This is a genomic window from Devosia sp., from assembly GCF_030689745.1.
In the GTDB taxonomy this organism is placed as follows: domain Bacteria; phylum Pseudomonadota; class Alphaproteobacteria; order Rhizobiales; family Devosiaceae; genus Devosia; species Devosia alba.
Genome location: NZ_JAUYGL010000152.1, coordinates 1 through 14,992, shown reverse-complemented (window position 1 = coordinate 14,992; position 14,992 = coordinate 1). Strand labels below are relative to the sequence as shown.

The 14,992-nt window shown below is 62.8% G+C and carries 13 protein-coding genes; 6 read left to right on the top strand and 7 right to left on the bottom strand.

The features are described 5' to 3' along the window. Window positions 1-9 precede the first annotated feature (9 nt). Window positions 10-2,493 carry a ligase-associated DNA damage response DEXH box helicase gene (locus tag Q8O80_RS13355; protein ID WP_305580007.1) on the top strand — a complete coding sequence of 828 codons (2,484 nt, stop codon included), beginning with the start codon at window positions 10-12 and terminating at the stop codon, window positions 2,491-2,493. Window positions 2,494-2,534: 41 nt separating this feature from the next. After that, entirely contained in the window at window positions 2,535-3,197 is a 663-nt protein-coding gene (pdeM, locus tag Q8O80_RS13350; protein ID WP_305580005.1) for a ligase-associated DNA damage response endonuclease PdeM, read from the top strand. Here pdeM and Q8O80_RS13345 read toward each other — a convergent pair whose 3' ends face one another. The 3 genes from Q8O80_RS13345 to Q8O80_RS13335 form a co-directional block, all read right to left on the bottom strand. Continuing rightward, the gene (locus Q8O80_RS13345; protein ID WP_305580003.1) at window positions 3,198-3,959 is read right to left on the bottom strand and encodes a TIGR02186 family protein; all 762 of its coding nucleotides are present in this window, start codon (window positions 3,957-3,959) and stop codon (window positions 3,198-3,200) included. Further along, a complete protein-coding gene (locus tag Q8O80_RS13340; protein WP_305580001.1) occupies window positions 3,956-4,882 on the bottom strand; it encodes a sulfite exporter TauE/SafE family protein in 927 nt (308 codons plus the stop codon). Before Q8O80_RS13340 ends, Q8O80_RS13345 begins: the two co-directional genes overlap by 4 nt. A 141-nt stretch (window positions 4,883-5,023) precedes the next feature. Further along, window positions 5,024-8,677, bottom strand: a complete 3,654-nt coding sequence (locus Q8O80_RS13335) for a peptidoglycan-binding protein (protein ID WP_305579999.1) — start codon at window positions 8,675-8,677, stop codon at window positions 5,024-5,026. 205 nt (window positions 8,678-8,882) lie between these two features. Between Q8O80_RS13335 and Q8O80_RS13330 the strand changes: the two genes are divergently transcribed. Beyond that, window positions 8,883-9,554, top strand: coding sequence for a response regulator transcription factor (locus Q8O80_RS13330; RefSeq protein WP_305579997.1), 672 nt, complete (start codon window positions 8,883-8,885; stop codon window positions 9,552-9,554). Here Q8O80_RS13330 and Q8O80_RS13325 read toward each other — a convergent pair. Together Q8O80_RS13325 and Q8O80_RS13320 are read right to left on the bottom strand one after the other, a co-directional pair. Further along, window positions 9,551-10,660 carry a quinone-dependent dihydroorotate dehydrogenase gene (locus tag Q8O80_RS13325; protein WP_305579995.1) on the bottom strand — a complete coding sequence of 370 codons (1,110 nt, stop codon included), beginning with the start codon at window positions 10,658-10,660 and terminating at the stop codon, window positions 9,551-9,553. The two genes, Q8O80_RS13330 and Q8O80_RS13325, sit on opposite strands and share 4 nt — an antisense overlap. Then, the gene (locus tag Q8O80_RS13320; RefSeq protein WP_305579993.1) at window positions 10,657-11,013 is read right to left on the bottom strand and encodes a DUF952 domain-containing protein; all 357 of its coding nucleotides are present in this window, start codon (window positions 11,011-11,013) and stop codon (window positions 10,657-10,659) included. Before Q8O80_RS13320 ends, Q8O80_RS13325 begins: the two co-directional genes overlap by 4 nt. A 132-nt stretch (window positions 11,014-11,145) precedes the next feature. On the opposite strand from Q8O80_RS13320, the gene Q8O80_RS13315 reads away from it, so the two are divergent. Together Q8O80_RS13315 and aac(6') are read left to right on the top strand one after the other, a co-directional pair. After that, complete coding sequence (locus tag Q8O80_RS13315) at window positions 11,146-11,787, top strand: helix-turn-helix transcriptional regulator (RefSeq protein WP_305579991.1); 642 nt, start codon at window positions 11,146-11,148, stop codon at window positions 11,785-11,787. After that, entirely contained in the window at window positions 11,787-12,233 is a 447-nt protein-coding gene (gene aac(6'), locus Q8O80_RS13310) for an aminoglycoside 6'-N-acetyltransferase (RefSeq protein ID WP_305579989.1), read from the top strand. Before Q8O80_RS13315 ends, aac(6') begins: the two co-directional genes overlap by 1 nt. Here aac(6') and Q8O80_RS13305 read toward each other — a convergent pair. Next, window positions 12,230-13,843 carry a lysine--tRNA ligase gene (locus Q8O80_RS13305; RefSeq protein WP_305579987.1) on the bottom strand — a complete coding sequence of 538 codons (1,614 nt, stop codon included), beginning with the start codon at window positions 13,841-13,843 and terminating at the stop codon, window positions 12,230-12,232. The genes aac(6') and Q8O80_RS13305 overlap by 4 nt on opposite strands. Window positions 13,844-13,986: 143 nt before the next feature. On the opposite strand from Q8O80_RS13305, the gene Q8O80_RS13300 reads away from it, so the two are divergent. Beyond that, complete coding sequence (locus Q8O80_RS13300) at window positions 13,987-14,400, top strand: tellurite resistance TerB family protein (RefSeq protein ID WP_305579985.1); 414 nt, start codon at window positions 13,987-13,989, stop codon at window positions 14,398-14,400. Between the two features lie 59 nt (window positions 14,401-14,459). Here Q8O80_RS13300 and Q8O80_RS13295 read toward each other — a convergent pair. Then, on the bottom strand, window positions 14,460-14,992 hold a 533-nt coding region (locus Q8O80_RS13295), incomplete at its 5' end, for a transporter substrate-binding domain-containing protein (RefSeq protein WP_305579983.1).

Sequence of the window (14,992 nt, the reverse complement as noted above, 5' to 3'; positions counted from 1 at the left end):
GGCTGACGGTTGACCGCCCTGCCCCCCATCATCGCCGACTGGTTCAAATCCAAGGGCTGGTTGCCGCGGCAGCATCAGCACGATGTGCTGGACAGTTGGCAAGCGGGCGCCTCGGCGCTGCTGATTGCCCCGACCGGGGCGGGCAAGACGCTCGCCGGGTTCCTGCCAACGCTGACCGATCTGATCGACGGCACGCATGAAGGCCTGCACACCCTTTACGTCTCGCCCCTCAAGGCACTGGCGGTTGACGTGCAGCGCAACCTGACCACGCCGATCGAGGAGATGGGACTCAAGATCAAGGTCGAGACGCGGACCGGGGATACGCCGGCATCCAGGCGCGCCCGGCAGCGGGTCAAGCCGCCGCATATCCTGCTGACGACGCCCGAGCAGCTATGCCTGCTGATCAGCCACCCGCATGCCGAGCTGTTCTTCGGTTCGCTCAAGCGCATTGTGCTGGACGAATTGCATGCGCTGGTGACCTCCAAGCGCGGCGAGTTGCTGTCTTTGGCGCTGGCGCGGATTGCCAGTCTGGCGCCCGGGCTGCAGATCACCGCACTCAGTGCCACGGTGGCGCGGCCAGATCTGCTGGCCGACTGGATTGCCCAGCCCGTGCCGGGCAGGCCGACACATTTGTTGCAGGCTTCGGGCGGCGCGCCACCAGTGCTGCAAATCCTCGAAACCGAACAGCGCCTGCCCTGGGCCGGGCATTCGGCGAACTATGCCCATGTCGAGCTGTATGAGACCATCAAGCGGCACCGGACCACGCTGCTCTTCGTCAATACACGCAGCCAGGCCGAAATGCTGTTCCAGGGGCTGTGGGCGATCAATGATGACCTGCTGCCCATCGCGCTGCACCATGGCTCGCTCTCGGTAGAGCAACGCCGCAAGGTCGAGAGCGCCATGGTGGCCGGCACGCTCAAGGCGGTGGTGTGCACCTCAACGCTCGATCTGGGCATTGACTGGGGCGATGTCGATCTGGTGGTGCAGGTGGGTGCGCCCAAGGGCTCCTCGCGCATGCTGCAGCGCATCGGCCGCGCCAATCACCGGCTCGATGAACCGTCCAAGGCGTTGCTGGTGCCGTCAAACCGGTTTGAAGTGCTTGAATGCGAAGCGGCGCTGGAAGCAGTGGCCGAGAACCAACAGGATAGCGAAGACCCGGTTTTGGGCGGCTATGACGTGCTGGCCCAGCACATTATGGGCATGGCCTGTGCGGCGCCGTTCGCTGCGGATGCACTCTATGACGAAATCCGGCTGGCCTGGCCCTATCGTGATCTCGAACGCAGCCAGTTCGACCGGGTGCTCGAGTTCGTGGCCACGGGTGGCTATGCCCTCAAGGCCTATGAGCGCTATGCGCGGCTCAAGCTGACCGCGGATGGCACCTGGCGGGTGGCCAATGCGCAGGTGGCCCAGCAATACCGGCTCAATATCGGCACCATTATCGAAGAGCCGATGGTGCGGGTGCGGCTGGTGCGCTCGCGCGGCATGAAAAAGGGGCAATCGCAAAGCCCGATTGGCGCGGGCGGGCGCGTGCTCGGCGAGATGGAAGAGTATTTCTTCGGCACGCTGCTGGCGGGTGACACCTTCATGTTTGGTGGCGAAATCGTCGCCTTTGAGGGCATGCGCGACAACGAGGCTTTCGTTTCCCGTGCGCAGGCCACCAACCCCAAGATCCCGTCCTATATGGGCGGCAAGTTTCCGCTCTCGACCTATCTGGCCGAACGGGTGCGGCGGATCATGGATAGTCCCGATGACTGGGCCAAGCTGCCGGGTCAGGTGAGCGACTGGCTGCGGCTGCAGCGCGATGTCTCGGTGCTGCCACGCCGCGACAGCCTGCTGGTCGAGACCTTTCCGCGCGGCGCACAGAACTATCTGGTCTGCTACCCATTTGAGGGTCGACTGGCACATCAGACGCTGGGCATGCTGCTGACGCGTCGGCTGGAGCGGGCCCGGGCCCGGCCGCTGGGCTTTGTCGCCTCCGAATACGCGCTGGCCATCTGGGGACTGGGCGATCTCTCCGCGCTGATCCGCACCGGGCGGTTGTCGCTGGACGAGCTATTCTCACAGGACATGCTGGGCGATGACCTGGAAGCCTGGCTCGATGAATCGGCGCTGATGAAGCGGACGTTCCGCAATTGCGCGATCATTGCCGGGTTGATCGAACGGCGGCATCCGGGCCGGGAGAAATCGGGCCGCCAGATCACCATGAGTAGCGACCTGATCTATGACGTGCTCTACCAGCATGAGCCGGACCACATCCTGATCCAGGCGACAAGGCGCGATGCGGCGCGCGGCCTGCTCGACATCGAGCGGTTGGGCGCCATGCTGGCGCGCATTCGCGGCCATATCGTGCACAAACCACTGCACCAGATTTCGCCCTTGGCGGTGCCGGTGATGCTCGATATCGGCAAGGAGCCGATTTTCGGGGAAGGCCGCGAATCGGCTATGGCTGATGCTGCAGATGAACTGATGCGTGAGGCACTCGGACAGATTTGAGCCAGGTTCAATTTCAAGCCGAGAGCACAGAGACACCGATTGTGCGATTCGCCGGTCACAATTTCGAGCCGCTGCCCTCCGGCGCGCTGTACTGGCACGCGCAGCAGACCTTGCTGGTCGCTGATCTGCACTTGGAAAAAATGAGCAGTTTTGCCCCGCGCGGGCAGATGCTGCCGCCCTATGATACCGGGCTGACGCTGGCGCGGCTTGAGGCGGATTTGCGCCGCACCGGCGCGCAGCGCCTGGTCGCCCTCGGCGACAGCTTCCATCGCCCCGATGCCAGCAATCTGTTGGCCAAATCGGACCGTATGCGACTCGATACGCTCGCCGAGCGCGTTGAGTGCATCTGGCTTTCCGGCAACCACGACCCCGCCCCCAACGGGTTGGCGGGCACGGCGATGGCCGAGTTGGTGCTGGCCGGATTGACCCTGACGCACGAACCCCGCCGCGGCATATCAGGGCTGATTGCCGGCCATTTGCATCCGGCGGCTCATATCCAGATGGACGGTCGATCCACCCGACGGCCCTGCTTTGTGCACGACAATCGGCTGATGATCCTGCCGGCCTATGGCGCCTCGACAGGGTCTATCAACATTCTGTCGGCGGCCTTTGAGGGGCTGTTTTATCTGCCGGGGCTGGAAGTGACGATGCTGGGCAAGGACCGCACCTATCCGGTCAGCCGCAAGCGGCTGGTGCGCAGATAATCAGCGCCTGAAGATCGCTCCACCGAGCCAGCCGGTGAACAGGGCAAGGATGACGCAAACCAGGCCGTAAAGCAGAGGGCTCTGCACGGCGGCCATCGCGACGAAGCGCTCAAAGCCAATCTTGCGCACCGAAAAACCCTCGGATTTCCGCGCAATGATGTCGCCGTTCTGGAACACATAGGTCAGGGCGATATAGGGCCCGGGTGGTGCATTGCTGGGCAGCGTCAGCCGCGCGGAGTAGAAATTGTCGGACAGGAAATTGACGCCGTTTTCCTGCACACCGAACAGTCCTTCCTCCGTCATCAGACGCACCAGTTCGCGACTGAAAATTGCCGATTTCCACCAATCGCCGGTACTGGCGGCCAAGGTGTAGGCCTCGGGCAAGATGCCGTTTGCCGTCAGGGTGGTGACGTCGGAAATGTCGTTCAGCCGGCTGCTGGAAAGCACGTGGAGATAGCTGGGGAAATTGTCGAACCCGACCTGATCGGTGTTGAACCAGATGCCGAAATTATGGGTCTTTTCGCGGGCCACGCGGTCTTGCGTCGGACCCAGCACGACGATCACGACATGGAAGGGACCGGTGACAAATTTCTGCTCGGATCCGGCGTCGGGGGCGATCATGCCGAAGAACGACATCCGCTCACCATCAAAGCTCGAGGTGATCTCGATGCTTTCATTGGACATCTGCGATACCAGCCGCTCGGCATAAGCCGGTGCAATCAGCAGCAGGACGAGCAGCAATGGGGTGAGCAGCCGGGTCATTTGCCTGCTCCCATCACCGCCGTGCTGAAGACATCGGCAGGGGTGAGGATCAGCGAGAAGCCAAAACGGATAGCGACCGCCAGGACCAGCAGCGCCAACAGGCCGCGCAACTGCTCGCCCCGTAATTGCTTGCCGGCGGAAGCGCCGAACTGAGCCCCTACGGTCCCGCCGATCATCAGGCAAAATGCAAGTATGATGTCGACACTCTGGCTCTGCACAGCATGCAGGATGGTGGTGGCGGCCATCATGGCCACTACCTGGGCCAGCGAGGTGCCAATAACGATGCTGCCGGGCACCCGCAGCAGATAGACCAGCGCCGGCACCATGATGAAACCGCCGCCCACGCCCAGCAGTGAGCCGACAAAGCCGATGAACAGTCCGATCAGCAGCACCGGCAGGACGCTGATATAGAGGCGGGATTTCTTGAACCGGACGCGCAGTGGCAGGCCGTGGATCCAGTTATGCTGATTGGGCAACCGCTCACGCACCACCACGCCCTTGCGCGATTTGAGCAGGGAGCGGGTCGACTCGACCAGCATGAGCGCGCCCACTGACCCCAATAGCACCAGAAAACCGACGGAAATGACGAGGTCGAGTTGGCCAGCATCGCGCAGCAGAGCGAAAGCCGCTACGCCGCCGACGGCACCGACAATGCCCGAGAGTATCAGGTAGAGCGCGAGATGGAGGTCAATTCCACCGCGGCGATAATACCCCAAGGCACCCGATGTTGACGCGGCGACAACCTGTCCGGTGACTGAGGCAACGGCCACCGAAGCCGGCACGCCCGAGAAAATCAGCAGTGGAGTCAGCAGGAATCCGCCGCCGACGCCAAACAGGCCCGACAGGAATCCGACGGCCCCTCCGATCCCCACGAGAAAGAAGAGGTTCACGGAAAGTTCGGCGATCGGCAGATAGATCTGCAAGACCCTGGTTCCGTTCGAAATTGCTACGCTGGCATCACCCTACAGCAGCGTCCGTCAACAATAAGTCAAAGGCCCGGTTTTCAGGGACAGAAACTGCAATATTGTTGTGCGTCGGACGCCGGGCGGGCGAAAGGCCGGAAATCAGACCGGCTGACTGCCCAGAACTGCCAGCAATCGTGGGTTGATGGCGCCAGTTTCGCTCATGCCCGTCCCGCGTTCGAATGCCGCGATCGCCTCGGCGGTCTTGGGGCCGACCAGACCGTCCGGCGTACCGATATCAAAACCCAGCCTGGCCAGTGCCGTCTGCACCTTGGTGACGACGTCGCGGGCACTGATGGGCTCGCCGGGCGCGAACTTGTCTGACCAGGTGCCGATCGGCGCAAAGTTGGCGGCAAGGTCAATGGGCGTCGTCTTCCAGTTGGCGACCAGGGCATTGATCCGGCTGACTGCGTCGGCGCTCAGGGACTTGGCAATGTCGTCGCGCGCCTTGGCAGCGTCGGCATCACCCCCGAGTCCGGCCAAGGCAAACCATTTGTAGGATTGCTCAAAGTCCTGCGGCACGCCCAGGCCACGCGCATACAGCATGCCCAGATTGAACTGGCTGTCAGTCATGCCCCGTGATGCGGCCTGCTCAAACCATTCCGCAGCCGTTTCGAATGCCTGCTCGCCCAACTGGCCACCGGCATGGAGCGCGGCCAGATTGTGCATGGCCATGCGATTGTGGGCGTCTGCCGCACGCTGGTACCAGAGCTTGGCGATCTCGAGATCCTTGTCGACGCCGGTGCCGGTCTCGTAGAGATTGCCCAGGCGATACTGGGCAGGCACGAAGCCCTGCGCGGCAGAACGCTCGTACCAGATGGCGGCTTGGGCATGATCCTGCTCGACCGCACGACCCTCACTGAAAATCGCAGCGACTTCAAACTGCGCCTTGGTGTCACCATTGGCCGCAGCCTGGCGCAGTTCCAGGGGACCAACGGTTGCGGGCGGCAGGTCAAAGACGTCGACGCTGGCGTTCTGCTCGGGAATGCTGCCGGTTGTATCCGGCGCACTGCCCGGGGTGGCGCGTGGGGCAAACGTAGCGCCAGTACCGTCCGCATACGCCAGGAGAGAAGCGGGCATCGGCGTTGTCGGCGTGGCGGAGGGCATGAAGCTCGACACCTTGGGGTTTATCGAGGCCGTCGCCGTATCATCGATCATGTCGATGACGCGCGGTTCGGGGCGGACGAGGGAAATGTCCGGCGATGATGCGGGCGCAACTGTGGGTGCTGCCTCGATCGCTGGCGCTGCGCCAATCGCCTGCTGGGGCTCGGCACTCGCCATGCGCTGCATGACCAGATTGAGCGCCAGCATGGATACGGCAGCGAGCGCGGCCGCGAGCAGGAGTGGCCGGCGATGCCGGATGAGAAAGCTGGGCCGGAGATCAGCATCGTCATCGGCGTCCCGCATGGGCGGAACCACCACCGGCTCAACCTTGTTCGCCTTGGTCTGCTTGGGGGCTTTGGCTACCTTGGGGGCCCTGGGGGCCTTGGGGGCTTTGGTTGGCTTTTCAGCTTTGGGTGGCTGCTCGGCGGCCGGCATGACCTCCTTTTCGGGCCTGAAGCGCGACAGGGCGCGGCTGATCAGCGAATTGGCCGTAGCGTCAGGCACCACAGCTTCAGCGCGGGCCCGCTGAGCGCGACGCGCCGCGGCCACAAATGTGCTGGTGCTGTTCTGGCTGGTCTGCACCTCGGCCGGTGACAGGCTTGGGCTGGATGGCTGGAAACTGTCGGCAACCCCTTGCGAGAAGCTCGACTGCGGCCTGGGCGGACGCTCGGCGGTATCTGGCGCAAACGCGGGGCGCTCAGCCGGCGCCGGGCCGGCGGTCTTGGTCGCTGCGGGTTTTGGCGCTGCTGCCGGGGCAGTCGTCGCCACAGGTTCAGGGGCGAGCACGGTGGAGCGGGCAGCACTGGCCTTGGCAGCCAGCGCGGCACCAATCGGGCCGGAATTTCTGAAACCGGGGTCAACCAGGGGGGCATCGTCACCCGGATTGGCCGGCATGGCGTCGTTGTCGGTATCGGGGTCTCCCAGCGCCGCCAACATGGCTTCGAGCCGTTCGCCTGGGCTGGCGTTCGATGGTTCAAGCACGGGGGGCGCAGGCCAGGCCTCGGGCGTTGCGGCAACACTTGAACTGCTGCGCGTCGCTACGGCAGGCTGGGACGCTGCAGCGCGATTGCTCAGCGCTGCCTCAAGACGCATCAGGCGTTCAGCGGTATCTTTGCCGGCGGTCTTGAACAGGGCAGTCATGCGCTGCTCAAGTTCACTCATGCTGTCATGGCTGATACCGGCGGCGGTCGGGCCGGATGCCGATTTGGCGACGGCCTGCGAGGTTTTTTCGGCGACCAGATCGGCCAGCGTCTCATAATCGGGAACCTTGCCGGCACTCTTGATCATGCCGGCGAGACGGTCTTCGATGCTCTTGAGGCTGTCGGGACCGAACATGGCGACGGGTGCCGGCGCCTTGCGCGCTACCGCCTCGCTGGTGCGCTCGGCAACCAGAGTAGCCATTGCTTCGATATCGGCGGCGTCATTGGGGGTGGAATACAGTTTGACCAGGCCGTTGAGCTGGGTGCTGGCTTCATCCATGCGCTGCATCAGCAGTTTGAGCTGGTCTTCAACCTGCGTGCTCCCGGCGCCAGGCGCCAGGCGGTCGGAAAGCGCCTCAATCTGGCTTTCGATCCGGTTGAAGCGCGGCTCCATGCCGGCGATCACCGCCTGCCGCAGCGCCGAAATATCCTGCTTGAGCCCGGCGACATCGCCATTGGCGCCCTCGAAATCATCAATGCGGGCGGCCAGCGCATCGACCTTTTTGACCAGTGCGCCGGGGGCGGTTTCCTGACTATGCATGGCTTGGGTGAAGGCGGCCATCTCCGCAGTCAGCCGCTCGAAATCACTGGAGGGCAGCGTAACATTCTGCTCGATCGCGTCGATGCGATCATAGATGTTGCGGACGCTGGTCTCGATGGCGTGCATGGCGGGGACCAGAGCCGCTGCGCCGTCGGACGTCGGCGCGGCCGCAGGGCGGTCTTCGCGCGCGATTTCGCGTTCCATTTGCTGGGCCTGCAGTTCGGCAAGCTTGCCGACGGTGGCCGAGACATCATCAAGGCGTTTGTTGATGGCGCTGAGGCCAACTTTGGGGCCCTGCTCGATCAGCGCGGCCAAGGCAGCGATCTGGGACTCGAGGCGCTTGACCTGCCCAGTCTCGCCGACCGCACCGGCCAACAGCTCGACGACATGGGTGAGTTGCTCAACCTGGCTGGCCACTTCGTCCACGCTGCCATTGCCGTGGCGCTGGAATTTCAGTTCGCTTTCGAGCTGTTCGAGGCGGCCTGACAGGCCGCCGACTAGCCCATTGAGCTCGCGGAATTCGGGCAGATCAACGATATGGCGCCCCATGGGGACCGCACTGCCCGCCATCTGGCGGCCACGGATTTCAGCGATGGCGCTGGCCAGGGCGTCCTGCTCGTCCTCGATCCGGGTGGCCTCGTCGCGATCACTAAACCGATCGACCGCACGCTTGACGGTGCGCAGGGCTTCGCGGCGGCGGACAGCCGGCTCGGGGCCAATGACCTGATCACGCAGATTGCGAACGCGCTGGGTCAGTCCATCAAGCGCCGGCTCTTCGCGATCAACGCGGGCGTAGCGGTTTTCAACCTGATCGAGCAGGGCTACCAATTCGCCGCGCAGTGCCTGCCACTCGCCCGGCTGGGGGTCACTCGACCGGTCGGACAGATCCTGAAATGAGTGCGCGCGAGCCATAAACGGTACCTGTCATGAAAAGACGGTCCCCTCGCGATTCAACACGAAGGTATGACGGCCACTCTTGGTAAAACATGGTAAAGAACCGGTTAAGCATTGTCGCATTATGCCTGTTAAGTCCCCCAAGAGAGCTGATTTTCTGGGATCTTATGGCTATAGGTTGATTGTGCACCTGAATTGTCTGCGTTGAGAGGCTGACACCAACATGACACGCCGCCGCATCATCATCGTCGATGACCATCCACTGTTCCGTGCTGCGCTACGCCAGACCCTGTCTGGCGGTGACGCTACGGTAACAGTCGAGGAGGCCGGCGATCTGGCCGGGTTGAGCGCCGCGCTTGAGGCTGACCGTGATTGCGATCTGGTGCTGCTCGACCTCAACATGCCGGGGGTGCGAGGCTTTTCGGGGCTGCTGCTGCTGCGCGCACAATACCCCGATATTCCGGTGATGATCATCTCGGCGGTGGAGGACAGCACCGTGGTGCGCCGGGCGTTCGAGCTGGGCGCGGCGGGCTATCTGCACAAATCGGCCGGCCCGACCGAAATCCGCCGGGCCATCGAGACCGTGCTCTCGGGCGAGGTATTTGTGCCCGACGGGACACTGCTGAGCAGCGACGATGACCACACCGCGCTGATGCGCCGCCTGTCAACGCTGACGCCGCAGCAGGTGCGGGTGTTGATGATGCTCAGCGACGGCCTGATGAACAAGCAGATCGCCTATGAACTGACGATCTCGGAGGCCACGGTCAAGGCCCACGTCTCGGCCATCCTGCAGAAGCTGGACGTCGACAGCCGCACCCAGGCGGTGATTGCCGCGGCTCGTATTGAAGATGGTCAGTTCGAAGCGTTGTTTTCCACCAGTCCGAAACAGCCCTAGGGCCGCGCTTTGCCGGCGGCCCAGTCGGCCGTCTGGCTCCCCACCAACTGATCGATATTGGTCTTTCCGTGGGTGCGCACGGCCGCTACCAGCCCCCGCTTGATGGTATCGAGCAGGTCGAGGCCGCCGAACACCAGTGCCGAATAGAGCTGGATCGCATTGGCGCCGGCCTCGAACTTGGCCAGGGCCGATTGTGGCGAGTGAATACCGCCGACACCAATGATGGGCAGGTCGCCGACGCGCTGGCGCATCTGGGCGAGTTTCTGGGTTGAGCGATCAAACAGCGGCTTGCCCGACAGCCCGCCGGCTTCGTCGGCATTGTCGAGCCCGGCGACGGTATCGCGGGCAGTGGTTGTGTTGGAGATGATCAGGCCATCAAGATCGGTGGCGAGCACCCCTTTGGCGATCACATCGAGCGCGGCTTCATCCAGATCGGGCGCAATCTTGAGAAAGACCGGCACGCGCGTTTTGGCCTTGGCCCGGGCGGCGAGCAGTTCGCCGAGCAAACGGCGCAGGGCTTCATCGCTCTGCAGATTGCGCAGGCCGGGCGTATTGGGTGAGGAAATATTGGCCGTCAGGTAATCGGCTAGATCGGCGAATTTCTGCACCCCCAGCACATAGTCGGCAACGAAATCCTCGCTATCCTTGTTGGCGCCAATATTGACCCCGAGCGCTGCTGGAACACGCAACCCTCTCAGCCGGGCGAACACGGCGTCGTGGCCTTCATTGTTGAAGCCCATGCGGTTGATCACGCCCTGCGCGCTGGGGAGGCGGAACAGGCGCGGCTTGGGATTGCCCGATTGCGGGCGCGGCGTGACCGTGCCGATTTCCACCATGCCAAAACCCATCTGCGCCAGTTGACGCGGCACCTCGGCATTCTTGTCAAAGCCCGCCGCCATGCCGATCGGGTTGTTCAGCTCCATGCCGCACAACCTGGTGCGCAGCTCGGGGCTGTCAGCGTGGCTCTGTTCTGGCGCCAGACCCAGTCGCAGCGCGGTAATCGTGGCGCCGTGCGCTGTCTCGGCGTCCATCTTGAGCAGTGCCTGCTGGGTCATCCCCGACAAGGCTGGAATGCGCAGCAGCGGGGAGAGCGCAGAAAAGATCATTGCACGGCCTCGGGCAAGACGCAGCTGCCATCGGCGGCGACGCTGAGCAGCGCCTCCCAGGCAATGGCAGCGCAAGGCAGCGGCCCACCATAAAGATGAGGGAACAAAGCGCCTCCGCGCGACGCTTCCCAGATCAAGGCATCACCAAGGTCGGCGCTACGTACCGCCAGCAGCACCAGCCCGGACTGACCGGCAAAGTGCAGGCGCAGGGTCTCGCCCAGCTGCGCGGCAGTGGAAAAATGGATGTAGCCATCCTTGGCATCGATCGGCATGCCGGCAAAGGAGGGCGTGTCGCGGGCGGGTGCGAACGCGGCTTCGGTGGCGATCTTGTAGACGAAATCTGGGGTGCTCATGAGCGCGAACCTAATGGGGTGTGCGGCTGGCTGCAAGCGCCCGGAATCGGCTCTTTACACGGGCCGTGCAGGGGAATATAGATAGGATTAAATTCCACACCTGAGACATACTTCCTGCCTTGGACTCATGCCATGCTGTCACACAGAGCCATTTGGGACGGGATTGATGCGCTGGCGCGGCGCCACGGTCATTCCGTTTCGGCGCTCGCCAAGCTGGCTGGTCTCGACGCGACAGCGTTCAACGTTTCCAAGCGCATCAGCAAGGATGGGCGCGAGCGCTGGCCGTCAACCGAGAGTATTTCCAAAATCCTGGACGCCACGGGCGAGAGCTTTGACGCCTTCCTGTCAGGCACCGGGGCCTTCCTCCAGCTCAATGACAATGCGCCTCAGCACACGGTGCCGCTGCTCGGGCTGGCGCAGGCTGGTAGTGGCGGCTTTTTTGACAGCGCCGGATTTCCGGTCGGACAAGGCTGGGATGAAATCGCCCTGCCCGCCCCTGAACAGGGCGGCATTTATGCACTTGAGGTGCACGGCGATTCCATGGAGCCGCTTTATCGGGAAGGCGACCGGATCGTGGTGTCGCCCATCGAGCAGGTGCGGCGGGGCGATCGGGTGGTGGTCAGGACACATGACGGCGAAGTCATGGCCAAGATCCTCTATCGCCAGACCGGCAAGCAGATCGAACTGCACTCGCTCAATCCCGCCTACGAACCACGCATTTTTGCGCTGACCGAGATTGACTGGATCGCCCGCATCATCTGGGCCAGCCAGTGATGTCGGTCACCGCCGCCACAGGCGCCGACATTGATTCCTGGGCGGCGATGCGCCAAGCCCTGTGGCCCGACACACCGCCTGACGAGCACCGGGCCGAGATCGCCGCGCAGCTGAACCGACCCGATGACACCATCAACCTGATCGTCCGGCTGGCCGACGGTACACCGGCCGGCTTTGCCGAGGCCAGTATCCGCCACGACCACGTCAATGGCTGCAACACCTCCCCGGTCGGCTTCGTTGAAGGCATCTATGTGGCGCCACAATATCGCCGGATGGGTCTCGCCCGGCAGCTGCTTGCCAGCATCGAAACCTGGGTGCGGCAGCGCGGCTGCAGCGAACTGGCATCCGATGCCCTGCTGGACAACACCATAAGCCAGCAGATGCATCACGCGCTCGGTTTTGCTGAAACCAGTCGCGTGGTGTATTTCCGCAAGGCGCTGGACTAGCTCGCCAGCATTTTCCCGGCCAGGGCGTCGGCGATCAGCTTGCGTGTCTCGGCGACCCCGAACAGGGCGATGAACGAGCCAAAACGCGGGCCCTGGTCTTCACCGAGCAGCACGGCATAGATGGCCTTGAACCAATCGCGCAGCGGCTCGAACTGGTGGGCCTTGCCGACCTCATAGACCAGATTTTGCAGTGCTGTGGCGTCCACCGAGCCTTCATGCGCGCCAAGCTGGTCGTGCAGGTCCTGCAGCGCTGCGCGTTCCTGTTCGGTCGGCGCGCGATAGACTTTGGCCGGCTTCACCTTGTCGTTGAAATAGCGCACGGCGTAACCTGCCAGGCGATCGATCTCGGGGTGGGTTTGCGCCGTCGCGCCATGCAGATAGCGCGAGATGAAGCCCCAGAGCACCTTGGTGTCTTCGGCATTGGCGGTGGCCACGAGATTGAGCAGCAGGGCAAAGCTCAGCGGCACATCGGGGTTTGGCACCGCACCGTAATGGACGTGGAAGACCGGGTTCTCCAACCGCGTCGCGGTGTCCTGATCCTGATAACCGGCGATGAAGGCATAGTATTCATCGACAGCGCGCGGGATGACATCGAAATGCAGGCGCTTGGCCGTGCGCGGCTTCTGGAACATGTAAAGCCCCAGGCTCTCATTGCCGGCATAGCGCAGCCACTCGTCAATGGTCAGGCCATTGCCCTTGGACTTGGAAATCTTCTGGCCCTCGGAATCGAGGAACAGTTCATAGACATAGTGCTCGGGAGGCTTGCCGCCGAGAATGGCGCAGATCCTGTCATAGATCGGCGCATTGGTCTGGTGATCCTTGCCGAACATTTCAAAATCAACGCCAAGAGCTGCCCAGCGCATGCCAAAATCGGGCTTCCACTGCATCTTCACGTGACCGCCGGTGACGGGCAATGTGGTTTCACGACCGTCCTCGTCGTCGAAGGTGATGGTGCCGTCCTTGGCGTTGACTTCCTTCATTGGCACATAGAGCACGCGACCGCTGATCGGAGAGATCGGCAGGAAAGGGCTATAGGTGGCCTGCCGCTCGGCGCCCAGGGAAGGCAGCATAACCTTCATGATGTCGTCATAGCGCTCGGCGGCCAGCCGCAGCACGGTGTCGAACTTGCCGGACTTGTAGTAGTCGGTGGCACTGGCAAATTCGTAGTTGAAGCCGAAGGTATCGAGAAACCGGCGCAGCATGGCGTTGTTGTGGTCGCCGAAGCTGGCATATTCATTGGTCCAGGGATCAGGCACCGCGCTCAACGGCTTTTGCAGATGCGGCTCCATGGCCTCTCTGGAGGGCACGTTTTCCGGGATCTTGCGCATCCCGTCCATGTCATCGGAAAAGCAGATCAGCCGCGTCGGAACTTCGTCGCGCGTCAGCAGGCGAAAGGCCGTGCGCACCATGGTGGTGCGGGCCACTTCGCCGAACGTGCCGATATGGGGCAGGCCCGACGGGCCATAGCCGGTTTCGAACACGGCCTCGCCCTTGCCCGTTTTCTCAAGCCGCTTGACCAGTTTGCGGGCTTCCTCAAACGGCCAGGCGCGGGCTGTCTGGGCAGCGTCAAAATACGCAGGATCGAGAACGGGCAACGGAGCGGGCGACAAAGGGCAGGCCTTTCAAGATGAGGAAATGCCGGTGGTGTTGCATCCCCGCGCAATGGCGTCAACGCTTTCAAAGCATGCCAAGCTTGCCAAGCCCGCCTGACACGCCTAGCAATCGCTTGCCGAAGCCAGAGCTGGAAGATTCAATGCCCAATATTGCCCATGATGCCCTGATCCACCTGATGATCGTTGCCGCTTCCTCGGACAGCCAGATGACTGAAAAGGAACTGGTGCGCATCCAGGGGCTGATCAGCCGCTTGCCGGTATTCGAGAGCTTTGATCCCGGTCGTCTGACCGCCGTGGCCAATTCCTGCGCCGACAAGCTCAATGGTCCGGGTGGCCTCGACCAGGTGATCGATGATGCCATTGCCGCCCTGCCCGCCAAGCTGCAGGATACGGCCTATGCCGTAGCCGTGGAGGTGACCTCGGTCGATCTGCATCTGGAGCAGGAGGAACTCCGGTTCCTCGAAATGCTGCGGGATCGGCTGGACCTTGATCGCCTGACCACCGCAGCGATCGAAGTGGGTGCGCGGGCCCGCCATCGGCGCATGCCGGACTAGGTTTGCGATGGGTCACGTTTTCGAACCGCAAAAGTCGCGCCACTCTTGCTGAAGACACTCTAGTAGAAGCCCACCGGAAACCAGCGCAGATACAATTCATCCAATACGCCATTGTCTTTGAGCCGCACCAGGGCCCAGTCAATGGCGTGGCGGATGGCGTCATTGCCGGCCGGCACGGCAATCGACAATCCTTCGCCGAACAGGGCGGGGCGAAAATAGGCACCGCCAGCAAAACCGCAGCAATCAAGGTTCTGGTTGAGCCAGAATGACGTCCGCATGCCATCGCCAAAAAACACGTCGACCGCGCTGGCCTGCAGTGCCGCCAGACCCGCCAGTTCGGTGTCGAACTGTTCCACGCTGACATCTGGCAGATAGCGTTGCATGAAGGCCTGATGGGCACTGTCACGGCGTACCGCAACGGTCTTGCCGGTCAGCCCATCGATATCGAAGCTTGTGACATCCTCAGCGCGGGTAACGAAGCGCCCCGGCAAGGCCATGTAGGTAGCGGAAAAGTCGAACAATTGCCCATTGGTTTCGGACATCTCCAGTCCGGCGATCAGCGCATCGCCCTGATTGTCAGACAGGGCATTGG

Bases quoted from the DNA above. Each gene is read 5' to 3' on its own strand.
- Q8O80_RS13320 (WP_305579993.1), bottom strand. From the start codon at position 11,013: ATGAGCACCCCAGATTTCGTCTACAAGATCGCCACCGAAGCCGCGTTC.
- Q8O80_RS13335 (WP_305579999.1), bottom strand. From the start codon at position 8,677: ATGGCTCGCGCGCACTCATTTCAGGATCTGTCCGACCGGTCGAGTGAC.
- Q8O80_RS13345 (WP_305580003.1), bottom strand. From the start codon at position 3,959: ATGACCCGGCTGCTCACCCCATTGCTGCTCGTCCTGCTGCTGATTGCA.
- Q8O80_RS13315 (WP_305579991.1), top strand. From the start codon at position 11,146: ATGCTGTCACACAGAGCCATTTGGGACGGGATTGATGCGCTGGCGCGG.
- Q8O80_RS13325 (WP_305579995.1), bottom strand. From the start codon at position 10,660: ATGATCTTTTCTGCGCTCTCCCCGCTGCTGCGCATTCCAGCCTTGTCG.
- Q8O80_RS13330 (WP_305579997.1), top strand. From the start codon at position 8,883: ATGACACGCCGCCGCATCATCATCGTCGATGACCATCCACTGTTCCGT.
- Q8O80_RS13300 (WP_305579985.1), top strand. From the start codon at position 13,987: ATGCCCAATATTGCCCATGATGCCCTGATCCACCTGATGATCGTTGCC.